The sequence below is a fragment of the Nonomuraea sp. NPDC047897 genome (genome assembly GCF_043204415.1).
GTDB lineage: Bacteria > Actinomycetota > Actinomycetes > Streptosporangiales > Streptosporangiaceae > Nonomuraea.
Genome location: NZ_JBIDCC010000013.1, coordinates 104,051 through 124,020, shown reverse-complemented (window position 1 = coordinate 124,020; position 19,970 = coordinate 104,051). Strand labels below are relative to the sequence as shown.

Sequence of the window (19,970 nt, the reverse complement as noted above, 5' to 3'; positions counted from 1 at the left end):
TGGCGAATAACCCCTTGGGGAGGGGTGCCGGGGTGGGTGGGTCGCCGCCATCTTGCGCAGGTGGATCGCGGCTTGGCAAACGCGAATGTAGTGTTCACAAATCGCTGTGACCTGCGAAAACGATGGAACGGGAAGCGGGCGGACGCAGGCTTTCCCGGTGGGCTGAAATGGGCTTTCCCCGCTGTTCGGAATTTTTTCGATAACAGTGGACGAGAACGGCTTGCAGCGATAAGTCGGGCCCGCGATGATCACCGGCGTGAAACGTCAGTGGTGGTACGGAGTAGCCGGCGCGGTCCTCGCGGCTGGCCTCGCCGGCGGCGCGCAGGCGGCGCACGCGGCCGACGGGATCGCCGGGGTGGACGTGAGCAACTGGACCGGCGACGTCGACTGGGCCGCCGTCGCCTCGGGCGGCGGGAAGTTCGCGTTCGTGCACGCCACCGAGGGCGCCGACTACCGCAGCCCCAAGTTCGCCGCGCAGTACGACGGCGCGGCGGCCGCCGGGCTGCTGCGCGGCGCCTACCACTTCGCCCAGCCGCACGAGTCGGACGGGACCACCCAGGCCGACCACTTCCTCGCGAGCGGCGGCGGGTGGCGGTCCGACGGCCGGACGCTGCCCGGCGTCCTCGACCTGGAGGACAACCCCTACCGCGACCGCAACGGCAAGAACACCTGCTACGACCTCTCCCCGGCCGACATGGTCACCTGGATCAAGGCGTTCACGACCAGGTACCGCAAGGCCACCGGCAGGCACGCGATCATCTACACCAGCACGAGCTGGTGGCGCACCTGCACCGGCGACTCGGCGGCGTTCAAGGCCAACCCGCTCTGGCTGGCCCGCTGGGGCGCCGACCCGGGCGAGCTGCCCAAGTCGTGGCAGAAGCACACCTTCTGGCAGTCGGCCGAGAAGGGGCCGCTCGCCGGCGGGCAGAACGCGTTCAACGGCACCCAGGCCGAGCTGGACGACCTCGCCCACCCGCCCGCCGAGGTGACCGTCTCCGGCCTGGCCAAGGACCGCAGGCACTACATCGTCACCGTGGCCAACACCGGCCCGCACCCGCTGACGAAGATCTCGATCTCCGGCCGCGCGTACGGCGGGCAGCGCGTGTTGCGCGCCCCCGGCTGCAGGTTCAGCGGTACGGCGGTGCGGTGCGAGGTCGCCGAGCTGAGGCGAGGAGGGAAGGTCACGCTCACCTTCACCACCGATCCACGCTCGACCAAGGGCGCCGTGGGCATGCGCTTCGCCGTCGGGACCGTCGACCTGGACCTGCGCGCCCCGTGACCGGGTGAGGCAGGATCTCCCGGAGAGGTGCTGTCGGCGCGGAGGGAGCGGGCGGGGTGTCGGTGCGTCGCCGGGCGGCCTGGGCGTGCCGGGTCCTCGTGGCCGCGGCGCTCATGGTCGCGGTGCTCCTGGCCGGCGCGACGGCGTCGGTGCCGCTGCGGCCGTACGTGCCGCCGGAAGCCGTCGTCGCCGTCGCGCTGGACGTCGAGGGACGCGGCATCGTCTACTCGTGGGGCGGCGGGCACGCCGACGAGCCAGGGCCCTCGAAGGGGACCTGCCTCGGCTACACCGGCCGCGTCCGGCCCTGCCCCGCCGCGCGCACCGTGGGGCTCGACTGCTCGGGCTTCACCCGGTGGGTCTACGCGCTCGCGCACGGCCGCGACGTGCTCGGGCCGGGCAACACCGACGACCACGTGCGCCGGATGCGCCGCGTGAGCGCGCCGGTGCCGGGCGACCTCGTGTTCTTCGGCGAGGTGACGAGGCAGCGGGTCCGCACCCACCACGTCGGGATCTATCTGGGCGGCGGGAAGATGGTCAACGCCCCCGAGACCGGGGCCGTCGTGCGGGTGGACCCGATCTACCGGCTCAAGGACTTCGCGGGCTTCTACCGGCTCTGAGAGGCCCGTGTTATCGGTGTAACGGGGGTCGCGTGACGAAAAATGAGAGACCCGAGGGCTAACCTGTGCCGCTATGGACAGGCGATGGGTCGGCCCCGGCGGCCTCGAGATCGTTCCCGCCCGCCGCGACGGGCGTCAGGTGCTGCGGGTGAGCCGCGACGGCAGCTTCGTGGCCGACTGCGTGTCCGTCGCGCAGGTGGCCCGCCTGGTCGATCTGGCCGACCTCTGCGAGGTCATCGCGCTGCCCGTGAGGCGGGGGTTCGAGGCGGTCGGATGAGTTCGCGTCATCGCTGAGGGCCGTGTATGGTTACACCTGTCCGCAGCGCCGGACAGGCCCCTATAGCTCAGTCGGCAGAGCGTCTCCATGGTAAGGAGAAGGTCAACGGTTCGATTCCGTTTGGGGGCTCCCAGCCAGAGCACTGACAACGCCCGGTCCGAGAAACCTCGGAGCCGGGCGTTCCTCGTTGTGTCCGACATCTGCGTGCTCGCCGGGTGCCTTTCACGAAACCCGCCGGCACCCGCACGGGGGAGCGAGCGGGCCCGCACCGGACCCGCTTCGCGCGCCGCATCCGCGACCCGTGCAAGCCGGCCTGATCGGAGGGGCTATTCGCCGATCTTCTTGGCGTACAAGGTGATCAGCGTGTCCGTTCTGACGGTGCGTCCTCCGGCCGGTGACTGCTTCGTGACGACCCAGTTGCGGTCGAGGACCTGCAGCCGGTTCTGCCCTGTGGCGTCCTTGTCGTTCAGCAGGTAGAAGCCCGCGGCTTGCAGCGTGTCCTGGCCTTCCTGGAGGTTCATGCCGACCACGTTCGGCAGCTTCTTCTCCGCTGCCGGCTTTGCCGCCGGCCCCGTCTCCTGTCGTGGAGGGTCGGTCTGCTCAGGGCTGTCCGTGATGCTGGGGGCGGGGGCGGGCACCGTGGCCGTCACGGTCGCGGTGGGGCCGGCGGGCGGAGTTCCGCCGCAGCCGGTCAGCGATGCGGCGGCGATGACAACGCAGGTGGTCAGGACAGGGCGGACTGAGCGCATCATGGGTCCTCGGGTCGGGGAGACACAGAACGCACCGTGAGACGTCGGACGGTCACGGATGGTTGCCCGCCATGCCTGTTCGGTTGGGACTCCCACGGCGGGTAGGCCGGCCACCCGGCCGGCAGATTGCCAGGCCTCCGGTGTCAGGCCCGGTACTCGACCCACGTGGCGCCGTGGCAGGCGAGCCCCCAGTCGAGGACCCGCACACCACCAGCGGTGGCGAGCAGGTTGCCCTCGTGCAGGTCGGCGTGCAGCAGCGTGTCCCCAGCGAGGGCGTCGAGGTCGAGACCGGCCCGAGCTGTCCGGTAGACGGCGAGCGCTTCCAGGTCCGCCGGCGGGTCGGCGAGCAGCTCGTCTGCTCGCTTCCGCAGGAGCTCGACGTTGTCGCTGATGGGCGGCACGTCGACGCCCGGGTTCGGGGTGGGCTCCTGACCGAGCACCCGCACGAGGTCGAGCATGCCGGCCAAGTCCGGCGAGTCGAGCCCGAGGTCCACCTCGCGGACCGCGCCCACGTACTCGAAGGCCAGGCACACCCAACCGGCCGTGTGCCCGCTCCACAGCATCCGCGGGGCGGGCACACTCTCAGGTAGGGCGGCGCCGACCAGGCGCTCCCGCTGGTACAGACGAGCCGACGGCACGTCGTCCGGCAGGGCCTTGAGGAACACGGGCCCGGATGCGGTGTCCAGTCGGGCGGCGAGGCCTGCGGTGAGGCCTGCCGGTAGGGGGGTCACGTTCCGAATCGTTCCGACAGCGGCCCCGATGGTGGCACGCACGAGCGCGGAGAGGTCGTCCCATCGGTGTTCGGCCATGTCCCGCACCGTACGCCGCTCCTACGGGCTGGGGTTGTCTATCAGGTGCTGTCGACGCAGCCTCTGGTTGCACTTGGCGCTGCGCGGCCACAGGGTGAGGTCGACGCGGTAACCGGCAGATCACCCCGGCCAGGTGGGCGAGGTCGCGGTGCTTGGTGCGCTCCTGGAGGTGGGGCGGTTTCGTTCGCCCGGCCTGGGTAGCGGTCGGGCCGGAACATCCGAGCGTCGCGAGGGGGGACCATGGCGCGGTCGCTGACCACCGCCGCCCGGACGGCTCTGGGGGCCGTCTTCAACGTGGCGGCCCATCTGCGGCGGGGCCGGCCGCTGCACCCCGCGGGGCTGCTCTTCGACGCCGAGCTGCGCCTGCACGGCACCGGACGGGCGTGGGGGTCGCCGTTCCTCGACGAGCGGACGACCCTGCGGGGGACGGCCCGGCTGTCCCGTTCCGCCGGGCTGCCGCCGCCGCTGCCCGACATCCTCGGCGTCGCCCTGCGCTGGGAGCAGGCGGGCGTCCACCCCGAGCTGCTCCTCGCCACCACCGGGCACACCGTGCTCGGTCGCCGGCTGCTGCGGCCCGCCGCCCGGTGGGCGCCCGGCATGTACGGCTCGCTGTTCCCGTACGAGGCCGACGGCCGGCGGGTGCTGCTCGGAGCGCTCCCGCGGGCGGACCGGCCGCTGCCGGCCCGCTTCGACGTGCTCGCCCGTGCGGTGGAGCGGGCGCCGCTGCTGCTCGACCTGCTCGTCGCGACGCCGTCGGGGCCCTGGCAGCTCTTCGGCCAGGTGCGGCTGGCCGCGCCGGCCCGGTCGGACGCCGCGGCTCCGATCCGTTTCAACCCCCTCCGCCACCCGATCCCGGGGCTGCGTCCGGCGGGGTGGCTCCAGCGGGTGCGCGGGTCCGCGTACGACGCCGCGCAACGAGTGCCGGACCCGGCGCCGGGCCGGGCGGGCGAGGCGTCGCCGCGCGAACACGCCGGTTCGCGATCGGGGTGACTCGCTGGTACGCTGGCGCGCACTCCGACCCCGACCCGCGGTCCGGCCGGGGCTCCACCGGCGAACGAGTCCCACCGAGGAATGCCCGCGGGGCCGTTGTCGTTGAGTTCGTCAGTGGGGTGTTCTTCAGGCATACTGGGAGCACCCTCGCCCGATCAGGCGAAGTACAGATGTGCTTCCCGGTTCGGGTATCCTCTACGGGGCCGGGTCGTTTTCCGCACCGGCTTCCAGGCGGAGTAGCTCAGTCAGGCAGAGCAAACGGCTCATAATCGTTGTGTCGCCGGTTCAAGTCCGGCCTCCGCTACTGCCCCATTCCAGGTCCGCCGACCTGGGCATGGGCATGTCCTAGTCCCGAACGTAGAAAGGCACTCCCACGTGGCTGCCACCGACGTTAGGCCGAAGATCACGCTGGCCTGCCAGGAGTGCAAGCACCGCAACTACATCACGCGGAAGAACCGGCGCAACGACCCGGATCGGCTTGAGCTGAAGAAGTACTGCCCCAACTGCCGCACGCACCGCGCGCACCGCGAGACCCGCTAGCTCGTTCCCGAGCGCGATCTCGCCGGGCAGCACTGCCTGGATTTCTCTTCGCACAACCGGCGCCCTCGATCGAGCGCGCCGGTTTGTCGTGTGTACGGGTCCCTTGTGGCCGTGGGCAAAATCGTGACCATGCCCGGAGACAGCCGAACCTTGTTCTGTTAGCGTCTGGCTCAAACGTGCGCAGGACACGCGAGGGAGCACAGATGGCCTTGAACCGTGACTTCGTGGGGCGGACCTACCAGGCCGGCGCCCCGTACGAGGTCAGCCGGGTGAAGATCAGAGAATTCGCGGCGGCGATCGGCGACGCCAACCCCATCTACCGCGACCCGGAGGCCGCCCGCGCGGCCGGACATCCCGACGTCGTCGCGCCGCCGACGTTCCCCATCGTGTTCAGCCTGCAGAGCGGCGGCGAGGCGCTGATGGACCCCGACCTCGGCCTCAACCTGGCCATGGTCGTGCACGGCGAGCAGCGCTTCGAGTACACCCGGCCCGTCCACGCCGGGGACGAACTGGTCACCACCGCGACGATCACCGACATCCGCACCGCCGGGCGCAACGAACTGCTGACGGTGCGCAGCGACGTCAGCACGGTGGACGGCGAGCGGGTCTGCAGCACGTACAACACGATCATCGAGCGCGGAGGGGCGGCCTGATGACCGCGACGGTGAAGTACGACGAGGTCGAGGTGGGCCAGGAGCTTCCCGCCGTGGACTACACCGTGCGCCGCAAGGACCTGGTGATGTACGCCGGGGCGTCCGGCGACTTCAACCCCATCCACTGGAACGAGCGCTTCGCCAAGGCCGTCGGGCTGCCCGACGTCATCGCGCACGGGATGTACACCATGGCGCAGGGCGGCCGGTTCGTCACGGACTGGGCGGGCGATCCCGCCGCCGTGCTCGACTACGGGGTGCGTTTCTCGTCCATGGTGGTCGTGCCGGACGACGACCACGGGGCCACCGTCACGGTCGCCGGCGTGGTCGAGGAGAAGCTGCCGGACCAGCGGGTGGTCGTCGCGCTGACGGCCCGGTCGGGCGACGCCCAGGTGCTGTCGAAGGCGCGGGCCGTGGTGCGGCTCGCCTGACCGCCCCCGGCATGATAGGCGGGGCGGCTCGCGGGTAAGCGAGAGCCTATGACTGAAGCCGCACACGATGTCACTGTCTGGCCGACGGTCCACTCGATCCCCGTGTCGGCCGTGACCGACGACGGGCCGCCGGGCCACCTGCGTCCGCCCAAGCCGCAGGACGTGGCGGGCGGCACCGGCACCGGCCGCGACACCACGGGCGGCGCCCCCGGCGGACCGGCCCCCGGCGGGGCCGCCACGGGCGTCGGCACGGCGCGGGCCCGGCCCGCCCGGGCCGACGCGGGCGCGGCGGCCCAGTCGGAGGCCGGCGCGGGGACCGGGACGGGGGCCCGGGCGAATCCGGCCGCCGAGTTCGGCTTCTCCGGCGACCCCGGCCAGCACGGCGCCCCAGCCGACGACATGCTGCACGCCCAGCGCACCTGGGACGCCTCGCTCGCCACCAACCGCCTGGACGACCTGGGCGTCACCGCCGAACGCCGGCGCGTCGAGACGGCCCCCATCAGCACCGCCGTGGGCCTCGTCGTGGACGGCGGCCCCGCCCGGGTGCGTGAGGTGCTGCAGTCGTTCCTCGACCACACCGACGCCCGCCTCCTCGTCCTCGACCTGGGCGACGTGGACGGCGCCGGCGCCGTGGTGCGCGAGTTCGCCGGTCGTGAGCCGGAACGCGTCACCGCCTGGCATGTCGCCGAGCGGCCGGCCTGGCGGGACGGCACGGCCACGTGGGGCGCGTGCCGTACCAAGCTGTTGCAGCTCGACACGTCCGAGGTGCACGTCGTGACGGACGGCGCCGTAGTCCTGGAGGGGGACGCGCTCACGCCGCTCGTCGCGGCGGTGGACGACGGCGCCGTGGCCGCCGGATGGACGGGGATGGAACGTGACGGCGAGGAGTGGCGCCCGGCCGGTCCCGGCAGGGTGACCGCGCTGGGCGGCGAGCTGATGGCGGTGCGGCGGGCCGTGGCGCTCGGCGCGGCCGTGGCGGAGGCGCGCGACGGGGCGGAGCTGTCGCGGGCGCTGCGCGGCGAGCTGGTGGTCCCGGAGGACCGGCTGCCGGTACGGCGCGCGGGGGAGGCCCCGTAGCCCGGTGACCCGATGAGGTGGGGCGCCGGGCGCCGCGCGGTCTCCTAAGCTTGTGCCTCATGGAGATGCTCGCGCCGTACACGACCCTGGGCCTGGGCGGCCCCGCTCGCCGTTTCGTCGAGGCCGCCACGGCGGAGCAGCTCGTCTCCGAGGTGGCCGACGCCGACCGGCGGGGCGAGCCGACGCTGGTGCTCGGCGGCGGGAGCAACATCGTGGTCGCCGACGAGGGATTCGACGGCCTGGTCGCCAAGGTGGCGACGAAGGGCGTGTCGGTCGCCCGCGACGGGGAGCAGGTCGTGGTGACCGCCGAGGCCGGCGAGGACTGGGACGACCTCGTCACCCGCGCCGTGCAGGAGGGCTGGTCCGGGCTCGAATGCCTGTCGGGCATCCCCGGCCTGGTCGGCTCGACGCCGATCCAGAACGTCGGCGCCTACGGCCAGGAGGTCGCGCAGACCATCAGGTGCGTGCGCGTCTACGACCGCAGGACCCGGCACGTCGTGGACCTGGAGGCCCGGCAGTGCGGGTTCTCCTACCGTGACAGCGCGTTCAAGCGTGACCTGGCCCGCCACGTGGTGCTCGCCGTCACCTACGCGCTGGAGGTCTCCGACCTGAGCGCCCCGATCGCCTACCAGGAGTTGGCCACCCGGCTGGGGGTCGAGCCGGGGGAGCGCGTGCCGCTGGCGACCGCCCGCGAAGGCGTGCTGGCGTTGCGGCGGGGCAAGGGCATGGTGCTCGACCCGGCCGACCCCGACACGCGTAGCGCGGGCTCGTTCTTCACCAACCCGGTGCTCGGCCCCGAGGAGGCGGCGGAGCTGGCCGCCCGCGCTCCGCGGCACCCGCGCTGGGAGCTGCCGGGCGGCGCCGTCAAGGTGCCCGCCGCCTGGCTGATCGAGCAGGCCGGCTTCCCCAAGGGTTACACCCGTGGCGCGGCCCGCATCTCGACCAAGCACACGCTGGCCCTGACCAACCCCACCGGCTCGGCCACCACCGCCGACCTGCTGGCCCTCGCGGGTGAGGTGCGTGCCGGCGTCCGCGAGAAGTTCGGGCTCACCCTGGTCAACGAGCCGGTGCTGGTGGGCTGCGAGCTGCCCCCGGAATAGAGCGCCCCCGGAATAGAGCGTCCCGGCGCGCTTGTTACAGTTGTTCGGAAACACCGAAGGGGAGTAGTCCCAATCGCGTGATCGACACACTGGCGCTCCGGCGCCCGGTCACGCGGGCCTGTCCGACAGGCGGACGAGACCTTCGGCCTGGCCGTCATTGATGCACCCCTGAGGGACAAGACGCTGCCGGGCCGAAGAGTCGTGCCCGAAATCCCCTCGGGTGTGCAGCTCCCGGTCCGGCCGCGCGGAAGAGGACCGGTGGAAGCGTTCTGGATCAGTCTCGTCGTCATCTTCGTCGCCGAGCTGGGCGACAAGAGCCAGCTCATGGCGATGACGTTCGCGACCCGTTTCAAACCCTGGCCGGTGCTGGCCGGCATCACGATCGCGACCACGATCGTGCACCTCGTCAGCGTGGCCGTCGGCGGCCTCATCGGCGACGCGCTGCCGACCACCGCCATCTCCGTCGTGGCCGGCATCGCCTTCCTGGGCTTCGCGTTGTGGACGCTCCGGGGTGACGAGCTGACCGAGGAGGAGTCGCGCAAGGCCCAGCGCACCACCCGCAACGCGATCATCGCCGTCACCGTCGCGTTCTTCCTGAGCGAGCTGGGCGACAAGACCATGCTCGCCACGATCACCCTGGCCACGCAGCACGGCTGGGTCGGCACCTGGATCGGCTCCACCGTCGGCATGGTCGCGGCCGACGCGCTGGCCATCGTGGTGGGCCGCATGCTGGGCAGGCACCTGCCGGAGAGGGTCATCAGGTACGGCGCCGCGGCGGCGTTCGCCGTCTTCGGCGTGGTGCTGCTCGGCGAGGCGCTCCTGGCCTAGGACCCCGGAGCGCCCAGGACCCTAGAGCGTGACCAGCGACAGCCGGTGGGCCGCCGCGGCGGCCTCGCCGCGCGTCGTCACCCCCAGCTTGGCCAGGATGTTGGAGACGTGCACGCTGACCGTCTTGGCCGAGATGAACAGCTCCTTGGCGATGTCGCGGTTCGTCCGCCCGAGCGCCACCAGGCGCAGCACCTCCAGCTCGCGCGGGGTGAGCTGCTCGGGTGCCGCCTGCCGCAGGTGCTGCTGGTGCTGGACCCCGCCGACGCGGCGCGACAGCGTGTCGATCTCCTCCATGAGCGGCGTCGCGCGCAGCGCGGCGGCCAGCGGCCCGGCCACCGCGAGCCGGCTCGCCGCGCCTTCCCTGTCGCCCGCGTGCGCCGCCACGGTGGCGGCGCGCAGCAGGGTCTTGGCCTGGTTGTGCGGGCGGTTGAGCCGTTCCCAGGCCGCCGCTGCGGCGTCGAAGTCGCGAGAGTACGACAGCCGGTACGCCTCGGCGACCGGTCCGCTCACCGCGAGGCCTGCGGCCACTTCGGCGGCCTGCGTCCGCAACGCTCGGGCGCGGGCCGGCTCGGCCGGCTCGGCGGCGTCGCACACCGTGGTGAGCTGGGCGAGCAGCCGCCAGCCGAGCATGGCCTTCGGTGACTGGGAGTGCCGGGCGAGCGTGCGCTCGGCGACGGCGAGAGCGGCGTCGGGCTCGCCCTTGACCAGGTGCCAGCCCATGTGCAGCCGCATGCTGTTGGTGATGTCCTGGACGAAGTCCATCGGCCGTTCCTTGAGCACGCCGATCTCGCTCAGGATGTGCTCCACGAGGGTCAGGTCGCCGCGGCCGAGGGCCACGTCGGCGCGCACGCGGAGCAGATGGTGGCGGTTGCGCAGCACCGGCCCGAGGTTGAGCGCCCGCTCGACGGTGTCGACGGCCTCGTCCCAGCGGCCGATCGCCTCCAGCGTCTCGGCCATGTTGTTGAGGATGAACAGGCCGCTCAGCCGGGTCCGGCCGTACTTCTTGGCCAGCCGCCAGCCCTCCTCGGCCAGGTCGAGGGCCTCCTGCCAGCGGCCGAGGTCGTTCAGCGTGTCGACGGTGTTGCCGATCGCCCGGGTGATCACCCGGCCGTAGTCCTCCTGCCTGCCGAGCTCCAGGGCCTGGGAGTTGGTGACGAGCGTCGTCTCGATGTCGCCGGAGATGGCGTGGCCGAGTGCCAGGTTGAGCAGCAGCTCCGACTCCAGGCACCGGTCGCCCAGCTCCCTGGCCAGCCGCAGGCCCTCCTCGACGAGCGCCCGGCCCTCCTCGACGTCGCCTCGCAACATGAGGTGCGCGGAGATCGGATCGATGATCTCGGCACGGGCCAGGCTGGGCTGCGGGACCAGGCGCAGGGCGTGGCGCAGGTCCTCGACGACGCCCATCTTGCCCTTGTAGACCTTCAGCTGGGCCCAGTTGACGATCAGTTTGGCCACCCGCTCGGGTTCGCGCTCCTCGTCCAGCTCGGACAGGGCCGCCTTGACGAACTTCACGCCCCGGTCCAGCTCGCCGCTGGCCCGGGCGGCCTCGCCGGCCCGCTCCAGCACCGTGGTGTGGTCGGCCCCGATGCGCTCGGCCGCGTCGGGCACCCGGTCCCACAGCATGAGCACGCGCTCCAGCAGCGGGATGGCCTCGGTGTAGGCGAAGGCGTGGAACGACTTGCGCGCCGCCTCCCAGGCCGAGATCAGCGCCCACAGGTCGTCGCGTGCGCCGTACCAGTGGTGGGCCAGCTCGACGGCGGCCCGGCCCGGCGGGACGAGTGTGCGGTCGCGGGAGATCTCCTCGGCGTAGCGGGCGTGCAACCGCTGCCGCTCGCCGGGCAGCAGCTCCTCGTGCACGGCCTCGCGGATCAGCGAGTGGCGGAAGACGTAGGCGCGGCCGTCGGCGATCTGCAGCACGTTGCGGGCGATGGCGGGGCGCAGCGCCCCCTCCAGCTCCACGTCCGACAGGCCGCTCACGGCGGCGAGCAGCGGGTGGCCGACGCGGGTGCCGCCTGCGGCGGCGATGCGCAGCACCCGCTGGGTCTCCTCGGGCAGCCGCTCCACGGTGCCGAGGATCAGGTCCTGCATCGACTCGGGGAAGCTGCCCTCCTCGCCGCCGTCGAGCAGGGCCTCGACGAACAGGGGGATGCCCTCGCTGCGGTCGTAGACCTTCTGCACCCGGTGGAAGGCGGGCACGGTGCCGAGGATGCCGGCCATCTGCTCGGCGACCTCGTCCTGGGTCAGGCGCGACAGGTCGACCCGCAGGACCCCGTTGACCCTGCTCAGCTCCGCCAGCACGGGCCGCAGCGGATGCTGGCGGTGCAGGTCGTCGGAGCGGTACGTCATGAGGATCAGCACCTGCGGCGCCCGCAGGTTGCGGCTGAGGAACGCGATGAGGTCGCGGCTGGACCGGTCGGCCCAGTGGATGTCCTCGATGAGGAGGATCGTCGGGCGGCTGTCGGCCAGCCGCTCGATCAGGGTGAGGAACTGCTCGAACAGCCGGGCCCGGCCCGACTCGGTCTCGCCGTCGCCGTTGGGCTCGCCGAACTCGGGCAGCAGCCGGGCCAGGTCGCGCTCCGCGCCCTCGGGCAGCAGCGACGCGATCTTGGCGGTGCCCTGCTCGCGGACGAGCTGCCGCAGCGCGGCGGTGAACGGGGCGTAGGCCAGGCCCTCGGTGGACAGCTCGACGCATCCGCCGTACAGGACGAGCGCGTCGCTGTCGCGGGTCACCTGCTCGGCGAAGCGCTGCACGAGCCTGGTCTTGCCGGCGCCGGCCTCGCCGCCGAGCAGCACGGCCGTCGCCGCTCCTGCGCGGGCCTGGGCGAACGCCTCGGAGAGGGTGGCGAGTTCGTCCTCGCGTCCCACGAAGACGGGACTCACCGATCGGCCGAGCATGTGTTCCAGCATGGCACGCCCTGTGCAGAGCTTTCGACGGGTTTTGGGGGATGTGTGACGCGTTGGGTGGTGCGTCAAGGGGGGACAGAGGCCCGGCCGCGAGGGAGGTTGCGGCCGGGCTCTCGTGGCGTGTTCATGAGGTGCGGCGCTTGCCGAAGACCGAGCGGCGCTCGGACTTGTTGCCCTCCTCTGCCTCGCGTACGCGCCGGTGACGGGCGGCCGCCTGGCGCAGCTCGCTCGCGTGGCTCTTCATGAGCTCGAAGTGAATCTCGGGGTTCACGATGTCTCCTGACATGTCGTGCTTCTTGCTGACACCCTTAACTTTCGGGCTAAGGCCCACCCCGGCACATCGGGCGGATGCCCTATCTCCGCGGGTCGTGAGCCCGGGGGATACCTAGGACCGGGCGCGGGGCGCCTTAGACGCCTCAGGCGCCCTACGTCCGAGGGGCCTTGGACGCCTCAGACGCCCTACCTCTTGTCAACGGCCAAGTGCGTGCGTGTCGCCGCTGGTGGCCAGGTGAAAGTCCCCAGGTCTTCGCTGCGGTGTTCTGTCGAGGACTGCGCGGATGCGGTCCGGTTGGCCTCATCGTCGTCGAGGAGAATGGCTGGGCACAGGCCGTCGGACAGGGCGACTGATTCTGTCGTGAGTAAGCAACAGCGTTTGCTGGTCAGTGTGGACAGCACTTGACGGCTGATCGGGCGCGGCATGTCGGGGAGAAGTAGCGGCACCCAGCGGGAAGGCGTGGCCGCCTTCTCGCTCAGCGGCGGCGACGTCCGCGCGCGCTGTCGACGACCAGTGCGAGCACGCACAGCGCCGCCGTCACGCCGAAGGCCAGTCGCACCGGGGTCGACATGCCCGACAGCGAGGCGACCGCGTTCGCGGCAGCGCTCAGCACCAGCACGGTCCACAGCAGGGCGCGCAGCGCGCGGCGGCCGAAGGAGGACGGGCGTCGCCGCGCGGCGCTCTGGTCACGGTACGGGTCGGGCATGGCGGTGTTCCCTTCGTCAATGAGCCCTCCTGACGCTAGAAGGGGCGGCGCTTTCGCCGACAGGACGCATGCACCCGAGTCCCGGTGGTGCAGGCTCTACTTTCCGCATCCCTTCACACGTCACGCCCGTGTCGGGACATACAGTTCGAAACGGATATGTAGGGGGTTGTCATCAGCAACAACGTGCGGGCCGCCGGGCGCGGGCTCAGCGCGCGGGATGTGCTCGAGGCGGTGGAGCGGCTCGCCGGAGGCCTGGGAACAGGTCTGCTCGCGTTGTTCGCCGTGGCCGGGCTCGCGGCGGCGGTGGCGGCGAGCGTGGTGGGTGTCGGACTGCTGCTCCTGCCGTTCATGGTCTCGCTGGTACGGCTGGTCGCCGAACGTGAGCGCGCGCGGCTCGGCCGATGGCGGCACCAGGTGATCAGCCCGTACGCCGCCCGCCCCGCCACTGGCTGGGCCGGCCGTACCCGCGCGGTCGCCCAAGACCCGGCGACCTGGCGTGACCTGCGCTGGCTCGCCTGCCACGCCAGCCTGGGCCTGCTGCTGGGCCTTCTGGGAGTCGTGCTGCCGGTCCTGGCCGTGCGCGACCTGAGCTTCCCGCTGTGGTGGCAACTGCTTCCACCCGACGAGACCGGAACGTCCCTGGGCTTTCCAGTGCATACCTGGCCGGCCGCGCTGGCGGTCAGCCTGATGGGCGTGAGCTGGGCGGCCATCCTCGTCGGTCTCGGCCCGGCGATGGCCCGCCTGCAGGCCCTGCCGGGGATACGACTGCTCGGCCCGCACCCGTCGGTGGATCTGTCGGAACGCCTCGCGCGGCTGTCGGCGACCCGCGCGGGCGCCCTGCAGGCGCACGCCGCCGAACTGCGCCGCATCGAGCGGGCGCTGCATGACGGTACCCAGAACCGGCTCATCGGCGTGGCCGTGCTCCTCGGCGTGGCGCGCGATGCGCTGACGCGCGATCCCGCGAGCGTGGAGGGAGCCATCGAACGTGCCCAGAGCGCCGCCGAACAGGCGCTGAGCGAGCTTCGGACCGTGATTCGGGGGATCCTGCCGCCGGTGCTGGAAGAGCACGGTCTGGCCGGTGCCCTCACCTCGCTGGCGGCCGACAGCCCCGTACCTTGCCAGGTCACGGTGGCCGAACTCGGCCATCTTCCCGTCGCGGTCGAGAGCACCGCCTACTTCATCGCAGCCGAGGCCCTCACCAACACCGCCAGGCACGGCCGCGCCGCCACCGCGTCCGTCATCGTCCGCCGCTCAGGCGACTTGCTGAGGCTTCAGATCGGTGACGACGGCCAGGGCGGGGCGGCCGTCGGCGCGGGCACCGGCCTGACCGGGATCCGGCGGCGTGTCGAGGCCCACGACGGAACCATGACCCTGATCAGCCCTATCGGCGGACCGACAGTCCTGGAGATCGAACTGCCATGCGCATCGTGATCGCGGAGGACGACGCGCTGCTGCGCGAAGGCCTCACCCTGCTGCTGACCACCCGCGGCTTCGATCTGGTGGCGGCCGTGCCGACGCCGGAGGAGTTCCTGGCGGTGGTGGCCGAGCACCGGCCGGACGTCGCCGTGGTCGACGTACGGATGCCGCCGACCTTCACCGACGAGGGCATCCGCGCCGCCGTACAGGCGCGGCGGATGCATCCGCCGCTGGCGGTGCTGGTCCTGTCGGCCTATGTCGAGCAGTCGTTCGCCGCCGACCTGCTCGCCGACGGCGTCGGCGGCATTGGCTACCTGCTCAAGGAGCGAGTCGGACGAGTTCAGGAGTTCCTGGACGCGCTGCACCGAGTGGTCGCCGGCGGCACGGCGATCGATCCGGAAGTCGTCGCCCAGTTGTTCACCCGTCGGCGCGCCGTCGATGTCCTGCGGCCGCTCAGCCCCCGCGAACGCGAGGTGCTGGCGCTCATGGCCGAAGGGCTCGGCAACACGGCCATCGCCGAGCGGCTTTTCGTCACCGACAAGGCCGTGCACAAGCACATCCGCAGCATCTTCCTCAAGCTTGGTCTGCACTCCGACGACCAGAGCGATCGCCGGGTCGCGGCCGTGCTGCGCTACCTCGACAGCCGACCCGCCGTACTCACGCAACCCTCGCACGACCCCGCCCTCGCACATGCGCCCGCGCGAACGAGCCGGCCGGGCGGATGACCAGCACCGCCACGATGAGCGCGGTCGTCACCCAGACGGGAATCTGGCTGAGGAGCGGATCCACCTGGGTCGCGGCGTTCACGCCGAGCCCCGAGGTGATCAGCACGGCGAAGGTGTTGTTGGAGCTGTGCGCGACGACCGCCGGCCAGACCGAACCCGAACTGAGGTCGAGCCAGCCCAGGACGATGCCGGCCAGCATGCACGACACCGTCATCGCCACCATTCCCGCGATGCCGCCGTCGTCGTAGTTGAAGCCCCGCAGCACCAGCGGAGCGTGCCACAGAGCCCACAGCGCGCCGCTGATCAGCAGCGTCGGCCACATGCCCAGGGGCAGGAGCCTGGGCAGCAGGTAGCCCCGCCAGCCCCACTCCTCCCCGAAGCAGGGGATCAGCCCGATCAGAAAGCTGACGGCCATCGCCAGGACGCCGCTCAGCATGATCTGTGCCGGGTCGGCCGAGGCGAGTTCGATCCACGGCGCCACCAGGGCGCGGACCCCAGACATCTGGGTCAGGTCGAGCTCATTGATCCCGGTGATGAGGCCCAGCGGGAGTGCGAGAAACGCCGCGACGATCGGATAGGCCAGGCCCAGGAGGCTGTAGCCCCACATCTGCCGCCACGACGGCGGGATGAGCCCGGTGGAGCGCGCCATGCCGCGCGCGGGGCGGAAGATCCGCAAGGTCACGAACGCCCCGAGTGAGGGTGTCAGCATGGTGCCCACGCTGATCAGGAGAAACGCCGCGTCACCCGGGCCTACGTCGGCGATCCACATCGGCAGTGCGGTGATCCACGCCGCCGCCATGGTGAAGAGCAGGAAGAAGGTGACCTCCTTCCACGGCACTGTGGTGAACTCGGCGGAGGTTTTCGTGTTTTGAGTGGTTATGGACATGGCGGTAACGCTAGAAATCAGCCCCGGTCCGGCACGACGACGCAGGCTCCCCAGAAAAAGTGGTGCAGGCACGACCTGGGCTACTCGGCCCGCGCCACAGCACGGCGCAGCGCTCCGGTGCGGATCAGGGCCATGACGGCGGCGATGTCGGCGTCCAGGGGCCCATGGACAGGCCTGAGGCGCCTTAGACGCCTCAGGCGGAAGATCCGGTTTGGAAGTAGCCCACCTGGTCGGCGATGCTGTGGAGGTGTCAACCATGACTACCTCGCTCGCGGACGTGGCCTCCTCCGACGCGACGCTGAGAGCATTCCTGCACGGCCTCCCCGGTGTCGACCGGGTGGGCGCGGACCAGCGGGCGGCGATGCTGAGCACCCGTTCGATCAAGACGACGGCCAAGGCACGAGCGATCGATCTGGCCATTTCGATGGTGGATCTGACAACGCTGGAAGGAGCGGACACCCCGGGCAAGGTCCGGGCGATGTGCGCCAAGGCACTGCGTCCGGGTGAGGACGCGCCACGGGTGGCGGCGGTCTGCGTCTACCCGGACCTGGTGGCGGTCGCCGCCGAGGCGGTGGCCGGGTCGGGGGTGAAGGTGGCCTCGGTGGCGACCGCGTTCCCCAGCGGCCGTTCGTCGCTGGAGGTGAAGGTGGCCGACACCGCGCTCGCGGTGGCGGCGGGCGCCGACGAGATCGACATGGTGATCGACCGGGGGGCGTTCCTGTCCGGTGACCTCATGAAGGTCCACGAGGAGATCGTCGCGGTCAAGGCGGCCTGCGGCGCGGCCCATCTGAAGGTGATCCTGGAAACCGGCGAGCTGGCCTCCTACGACAACGTCCGGCGGGCCTCCTGGCTGGCGATGCTGGCCGGGGCCGACTTCATCAAGACCTCGACCGGCAAGGTGTCGCCGGCGGCGACGCTGCCGGTGACGCTCATCATGCTGGAGGCGGTGCGCGACTTCCGGGAGCGCACCGGCCGGCAGGTGGGGGTCAAGCCCGCGGGCGGCATCCGCACCACCAAGGACGCTGTCAAGCACCTGGTGCTGGTCAACGAGACGTGCGGGGAGGACTGGCTGTCGCCCGACTGGTTCCGGCTGGGCGCCTCCTCCCTGCTGAACGACCTGCTCATGCAGCGCCAGAAGCTCGCCACCGGCCGTTACGCGGGCCCCGACTACTTCACCCTGGACTGATGATGGCTGTGTTCGAGTACGCGCCCGCGCCCGAGTCGCGTGATGTGGTCGACCTCCGGCCGTCCTACGGGCTGTTCATCGACGGTGAGTTCGCCGACGGGGCCGGGCCGTCGTTCAAGACGGTCAACCCGGCGACCGAGGAGACGCTGGCCGAGGTGGCCTGCGCCGCCGAGGCGGACGTGGACCGGGCGGTGCGCGCCGCGGGCAGGGCGTTCGGGCCCTGGAGCGCGCTGCCGGGGGCGGAGCGGGCCAAGTACCTGTTCCGCATCGCGAGGCTGATCCAGGAGCGCGCGCGCGAGCTGGCGGTGCTGGAGACGCTGGACAACGGCAAGCCGATCCGCGAGTCACGCGACGTGGACCTGCCGCTGGTGGCCGCGCACTTCTTCTACTACGCGGGCTGGGCCGACAAGCTCGGCCACGCCGGGTTCGGTCCCGACCCGCGGCCGGTGGGCGTGGCGGGCCAGGTGATCCCGTGGAACTTCCCGCTGCTGATGCTGGCCTGGAAGATCGCTCCGGCGCTCGCGTGCGGCAACACCGTGGTGCTCAAGCCGGCCGAGACGACCCCGCTGACCGCGTTGGCCTTCGCCGACATCTGCGTGCAGGCCGGCCTGCCCGCCGGAGTGGTCAACATCGTCACCGGAGCCGGGGCGACCGGCGCCGCCCTGGTGGCCCACCCCGAGGTCGGCAAGGTGGCCTTCACCGGCTCCACCGAGGTGGGCCGGCAGATCGCCCGCACCGTGGCGGGCACCGGCAAGAAGCTGACCCTGGAGCTCGGCGGCAAGGCGGCCAACATCGTCTTCGACGACGCGGCGCTGGACCAGGCGGTGGAGGGGATCGTCAACGGGATCTTCTTCAACCAGGGGCACGTGTGCTGCGCCGGGTCGCGGCTGCTGGTGCAGGAGTCGGTCGAGGAGGAGCTGCTGGCCGCCCTCAGGCGGCGGCTGGGCACGCTCCGGCTGGGCGACCCGCTGGACAAGAACACCGACATCGGGGCGATCAACTCCGCCGAGCAGCTCGCCAGGATCCGGTCGCTGACCGAGGCGGGCGAGCAGGAGGGCGCCGAGCGGTGGTCGCCCGCCTGCGAGCTGCCCGAGCAGGGCTACTGGTTCCCGCCGACGGTGTTCACCCGGGTGGCCCAGTCGCACCGGATCGCCCGGGAGGAGATCTTCGGCCCGGTGCTGTCGGTGCTGACCTTCCGCACCGAGGCCGAGGCGATCGAGAAGGCCAACAACACCCCGTACGGGCTGTCGGCCGGGATCTGGACCGAGAAGGGCTCGCGCATCTTGATGATGGCCGACCGGCTCCGCGCCGGCGTGGTGTGGGCCAACACCTTCAACCGCTTCGACCCCGCCTCGCCGTTCGGCGGCTACAAGGAATCCGGTTACGGCCGCGAGGGCGGGATCGCCGGTCTGGAGGCCTACCTTGACGTGTGAGCATCGTCGCGGCCGCCGCCGGGCGCGCCGCGCCCAGGCCACCCGCGGGCACGCCTTCGCCCGCGCCGGCCGGCCCGTACGCACCGGCTGGTACGCCCACCGGTGCGGGGTGAGCCGGTGCGGCCAGGTGTTCGTGCCGGTCGAGATGACGCAGGAGATCACGTGGAGGGGGCGCGGCGATGAGTAGGCTGGCCGTTCGCAAGACCTACAAACTGTTCATCGGCGGCGCCTTCCCCCGCTCGGAGAGTGGGAGGTCCTACGTCGTGACCGACGCCAAGGGCGGGTTCGCGGCCAATGCCGCCCGCGCCTCCCGCAAGGACGCCCGCGACGCCGTCGTGGCGGCACGCAAGGCGTTCCCCGGCTGGTCCGGCGCCACCGCCTACAACAGGGGCCAGATCCTCTACCGGGTGGCCGAGATGCTGGAGGGCCGTCGCGCCCAGTTCGCCGAGGAGCTCGGCACCGGCAAGAAGGCCGCGCTGGAGGCGGTGGACGCGACCGTCGACCGGCTCGTCTGGTACGCGGGCTGGTCCGACAAGATCACGGCGGTCCGGGGCACGGCCAACCCCGTGGCGGGCCCCTACTTCAACCTGTCGTCGCCGGAGCCCACGGGTGTGGTCGCCATCGCCGCGCCGGACGACCCGCTGCTCGGGCTGGTGTCGGTCGTGGCGCCCGCCATCGTCACGGGCAACACGTGCGTCGTCATCGCCTCGCAACGCTCGCCCCTTGCGGCGATCACGCTGGCGGAGGTGCTGGCCACCTCCGACCTGCCCGGCGGCGTCGTCAACATCCTCACCGGCCACCAGCCGGAGCTGGCTCCGTGGATGGCCGCGCACATGGACGTCAACGCCCTGGACCTGACGGGCGTGGCCGACGCAGAGCTGGCGTCGGAGTGCGAGCAGGCGGCGGCGGCCAACCTCAAGCGGGTGCTGCGGCCCGCGCCCGAGGACTGGACCGCCGATCCGGGCACCCGCCGGATGACCGCCTTCCTGGAGACCAAGACCGTCTGGCACCCGCTGGGCGTGTGAGGTCAGCGCCCGGCCGGCGGAATGTTCGTGGTTCAGCCTGAACACGTCGGCCGGGTCCCACACCGGGTGAG

At 71.7% G+C, this 19,970-nt stretch carries 22 protein-coding genes and 2 tRNA genes; 18 read left to right on the top strand and 6 right to left on the bottom strand.

Translation table 11 applies throughout. The annotated features are described in order from the left end of the window. Positions 1-256: 256 nt before the first annotated feature. From ACGF0J_RS27780 to ACGF0J_RS27765, 4 genes are all read left to right on the top strand, one after another. Positions 257-1,279, top strand: a complete 1,023-nt coding sequence (locus tag ACGF0J_RS27780; RefSeq protein ID WP_393150233.1) for a GH25 family lysozyme — start codon at positions 257-259, stop codon at positions 1,277-1,279. Positions 1,280-1,335: 56 nt separating this feature from the next. After that, complete coding sequence (locus ACGF0J_RS27775; RefSeq protein ID WP_393150231.1) at positions 1,336-1,896, top strand: C40 family peptidase; 561 nt, start codon at positions 1,336-1,338, stop codon at positions 1,894-1,896. Between the two features lie 73 nt (positions 1,897-1,969). Beyond that, complete coding sequence (locus tag ACGF0J_RS27770) at positions 1,970-2,173, top strand: transposase (protein ID WP_393150229.1); 204 nt, start codon at positions 1,970-1,972, stop codon at positions 2,171-2,173. 56 nt (positions 2,174-2,229) lie between these two features. Further along, positions 2,230-2,302 (top strand) — tRNA-Thr (locus ACGF0J_RS27765). 197 nt (positions 2,303-2,499) lie between these two features. On the opposite strand, the gene ACGF0J_RS27760 is transcribed toward ACGF0J_RS27765, so the two are convergent. Together ACGF0J_RS27760 and ACGF0J_RS27755 are read right to left on the bottom strand one after the other, a co-directional pair. Next, a complete protein-coding gene (locus tag ACGF0J_RS27760) occupies positions 2,500-2,925 on the bottom strand; it encodes a PASTA domain-containing protein (RefSeq protein WP_393150227.1) in 426 nt (141 codons plus the stop codon). Between the two features lie 140 nt (positions 2,926-3,065). Then, positions 3,066-3,653 (bottom strand): phosphotransferase, encoded by a 588-nt coding sequence (locus tag ACGF0J_RS27755; protein WP_393150225.1) that lies wholly within the window; start codon positions 3,651-3,653, stop codon positions 3,066-3,068. Positions 3,654-3,971: 318 nt separating this feature from the next. Between ACGF0J_RS27755 and ACGF0J_RS27750 the strand changes: the two genes are divergently transcribed. The 8 genes from ACGF0J_RS27750 (at position 3,972) to ACGF0J_RS27715 (ending at position 9,347) form a co-directional block, all read left to right on the top strand. Continuing rightward, positions 3,972-4,721, top strand: a complete 750-nt coding sequence (locus ACGF0J_RS27750; protein WP_393150223.1) for a hypothetical protein — start codon at positions 3,972-3,974, stop codon at positions 4,719-4,721. 230 nt (positions 4,722-4,951) lie between these two features. Further along, a tRNA-Met gene (locus ACGF0J_RS27745) sits at positions 4,952-5,025 on the top strand. A gap of 71 nt (positions 5,026-5,096) precedes the next feature. Next, positions 5,097-5,261, top strand: a complete 165-nt coding sequence (gene rpmG / locus ACGF0J_RS27740) for a 50S ribosomal protein L33 (protein WP_101786011.1) — start codon at positions 5,097-5,099, stop codon at positions 5,259-5,261. Positions 5,262-5,464: 203 nt separating this feature from the next. Further along, positions 5,465-5,914, top strand: coding sequence for a MaoC family dehydratase N-terminal domain-containing protein (locus tag ACGF0J_RS27735; RefSeq protein WP_393150221.1), 450 nt, complete (start codon positions 5,465-5,467; stop codon positions 5,912-5,914). Beyond that, positions 5,914-6,342: a MaoC/PaaZ C-terminal domain-containing protein gene (locus tag ACGF0J_RS27730; protein ID WP_393150219.1), complete on the top strand. Its 429-nt coding sequence runs from the start codon at positions 5,914-5,916 to the stop codon at positions 6,340-6,342. The genes ACGF0J_RS27735 and ACGF0J_RS27730 overlap by 1 nt, the downstream gene beginning before the upstream one ends. Positions 6,343-6,390: 48 nt before the next feature. Further along, on the top strand, positions 6,391-7,419 hold the full coding sequence (locus tag ACGF0J_RS27725) for a hypothetical protein (protein ID WP_393150217.1): 1,029 nt from the start codon (positions 6,391-6,393) through the stop codon (positions 7,417-7,419). A gap of 59 nt (positions 7,420-7,478) precedes the next feature. After that, positions 7,479-8,519, top strand: coding sequence for a UDP-N-acetylmuramate dehydrogenase (locus ACGF0J_RS27720; RefSeq protein WP_393150215.1), 1,041 nt, complete (start codon positions 7,479-7,481; stop codon positions 8,517-8,519). A gap of 258 nt (positions 8,520-8,777) precedes the next feature. After that, complete coding sequence (locus ACGF0J_RS27715) at positions 8,778-9,347, top strand: TMEM165/GDT1 family protein (protein WP_393150213.1); 570 nt, start codon at positions 8,778-8,780, stop codon at positions 9,345-9,347. 21 nt (positions 9,348-9,368) lie between these two features. On the opposite strand, the gene ACGF0J_RS27710 is transcribed toward ACGF0J_RS27715, so the two are convergent. From ACGF0J_RS27710 to ACGF0J_RS27700, 3 genes are all read right to left on the bottom strand, one after another. Then, positions 9,369-12,239 (bottom strand): ATP-binding protein, encoded by a 2,871-nt coding sequence (locus ACGF0J_RS27710; RefSeq protein ID WP_393150211.1) that lies wholly within the window; start codon positions 12,237-12,239, stop codon positions 9,369-9,371. Between the two features lie 133 nt (positions 12,240-12,372). Continuing rightward, on the bottom strand, positions 12,373-12,519 hold the full coding sequence (locus ACGF0J_RS27705) for a hypothetical protein (RefSeq protein ID WP_393150209.1): 147 nt from the start codon (positions 12,517-12,519) through the stop codon (positions 12,373-12,375). Between the two features lie 478 nt (positions 12,520-12,997). Continuing rightward, the gene (locus ACGF0J_RS27700) at positions 12,998-13,228 is read right to left on the bottom strand and encodes a hypothetical protein (RefSeq protein ID WP_393150207.1); all 231 of its coding nucleotides are present in this window, start codon (positions 13,226-13,228) and stop codon (positions 12,998-13,000) included. Positions 13,229-13,447: 219 nt separating this feature from the next. On the opposite strand from ACGF0J_RS27700, the gene ACGF0J_RS27695 reads away from it, so the two are divergent. After that, positions 13,448-14,659 (top strand): sensor histidine kinase, encoded by a 1,212-nt coding sequence (locus tag ACGF0J_RS27695; protein WP_393150205.1) that lies wholly within the window; start codon positions 13,448-13,450, stop codon positions 14,657-14,659. Continuing rightward, on the top strand, positions 14,647-15,369 hold the full coding sequence (locus ACGF0J_RS27690) for a LuxR C-terminal-related transcriptional regulator (RefSeq protein ID WP_393150203.1): 723 nt from the start codon (positions 14,647-14,649) through the stop codon (positions 15,367-15,369). The genes ACGF0J_RS27695 and ACGF0J_RS27690 overlap by 13 nt, the downstream gene beginning before the upstream one ends. Here the strand turns inward: ACGF0J_RS27690 and ACGF0J_RS27685 are convergent. Further along, positions 15,302-16,327, bottom strand: a complete 1,026-nt coding sequence (locus ACGF0J_RS27685) for a CPBP family intramembrane glutamic endopeptidase (RefSeq protein WP_393150201.1) — start codon at positions 16,325-16,327, stop codon at positions 15,302-15,304. The two genes, ACGF0J_RS27690 and ACGF0J_RS27685, sit on opposite strands and share 68 nt — an antisense overlap. 184 nt (positions 16,328-16,511) lie before the next feature. On the opposite strand from ACGF0J_RS27685, the gene deoC reads away from it, so the two are divergent. The 4 genes from deoC to ACGF0J_RS27665 are packed head-to-tail and all read left to right on the top strand — an operon-like array spanning position 16,512 to position 19,899. Further along, positions 16,512-17,441 (top strand): deoxyribose-phosphate aldolase, encoded by a 930-nt coding sequence (gene deoC / locus ACGF0J_RS27680; protein ID WP_393150199.1) that lies wholly within the window; start codon positions 16,512-16,514, stop codon positions 17,439-17,441. 2 nt (positions 17,442-17,443) lie between these two features. Then, the gene (locus ACGF0J_RS27675; RefSeq protein WP_393150518.1) at positions 17,444-18,874 is read left to right on the top strand and encodes an aldehyde dehydrogenase family protein; all 1,431 of its coding nucleotides are present in this window, start codon (positions 17,444-17,446) and stop codon (positions 18,872-18,874) included. Beyond that, on the top strand, positions 18,864-19,061 hold the full coding sequence (locus ACGF0J_RS27670; protein ID WP_393150197.1) for a hypothetical protein: 198 nt from the start codon (positions 18,864-18,866) through the stop codon (positions 19,059-19,061). The genes ACGF0J_RS27675 and ACGF0J_RS27670 overlap by 11 nt, the downstream gene beginning before the upstream one ends. Continuing rightward, positions 19,054-19,899: an aldehyde dehydrogenase family protein gene (locus ACGF0J_RS27665; protein WP_393150195.1), complete on the top strand. Its 846-nt coding sequence runs from the start codon at positions 19,054-19,056 to the stop codon at positions 19,897-19,899. Before ACGF0J_RS27670 ends, ACGF0J_RS27665 begins: the two co-directional genes overlap by 8 nt. Positions 19,900-19,970: the final 71 nt, after the last annotated feature.

What these genes read in the sequence shown, in the direction of transcription:
- ACGF0J_RS27675 (WP_393150518.1), top strand. Translation starts at nt 17,444, where the DNA reads ATGGCTGTGTTCGAGTACGCGCCCGCGCCCGAGTCGCGTGATGTGGTC.
- ACGF0J_RS27770 (WP_393150229.1), top strand. Translation starts at nt 1,970, where the DNA reads ATGGACAGGCGATGGGTCGGCCCCGGCGGCCTCGAGATCGTTCCCGCC.
- ACGF0J_RS27750 (WP_393150223.1), top strand. Translation starts at nt 3,972, where the DNA reads ATGGCGCGGTCGCTGACCACCGCCGCCCGGACGGCTCTGGGGGCCGTC.
- ACGF0J_RS27700 (WP_393150207.1), bottom strand. Translation starts at nt 13,228, where the DNA reads ATGCCCGACCCGTACCGTGACCAGAGCGCCGCGCGGCGACGCCCGTCC.
- ACGF0J_RS27730 (WP_393150219.1), top strand. Translation starts at nt 5,914, where the DNA reads ATGACCGCGACGGTGAAGTACGACGAGGTCGAGGTGGGCCAGGAGCTT.
- ACGF0J_RS27735 (WP_393150221.1), top strand. Translation starts at nt 5,465, where the DNA reads ATGGCCTTGAACCGTGACTTCGTGGGGCGGACCTACCAGGCCGGCGCC.
- ACGF0J_RS27665 (WP_393150195.1), top strand. Translation starts at nt 19,054, where the DNA reads ATGAGTAGGCTGGCCGTTCGCAAGACCTACAAACTGTTCATCGGCGGC.
- deoC (WP_393150199.1), top strand. Translation starts at nt 16,512, where the DNA reads ATGACTACCTCGCTCGCGGACGTGGCCTCCTCCGACGCGACGCTGAGA.
- ACGF0J_RS27760 (WP_393150227.1), bottom strand. Translation starts at nt 2,925, where the DNA reads ATGATGCGCTCAGTCCGCCCTGTCCTGACCACCTGCGTTGTCATCGCC.
- ACGF0J_RS27720 (WP_393150215.1), top strand. Translation starts at nt 7,479, where the DNA reads ATGGAGATGCTCGCGCCGTACACGACCCTGGGCCTGGGCGGCCCCGCT.
- ACGF0J_RS27710 (WP_393150211.1), bottom strand. Translation starts at nt 12,239, where the DNA reads ATGCTCGGCCGATCGGTGAGTCCCGTCTTCGTGGGACGCGAGGACGAA.
- ACGF0J_RS27725 (WP_393150217.1), top strand. Translation starts at nt 6,391, where the DNA reads ATGACTGAAGCCGCACACGATGTCACTGTCTGGCCGACGGTCCACTCG.
- ACGF0J_RS27690 (WP_393150203.1), top strand. Translation starts at nt 14,647, where the DNA reads ATGCGCATCGTGATCGCGGAGGACGACGCGCTGCTGCGCGAAGGCCTC.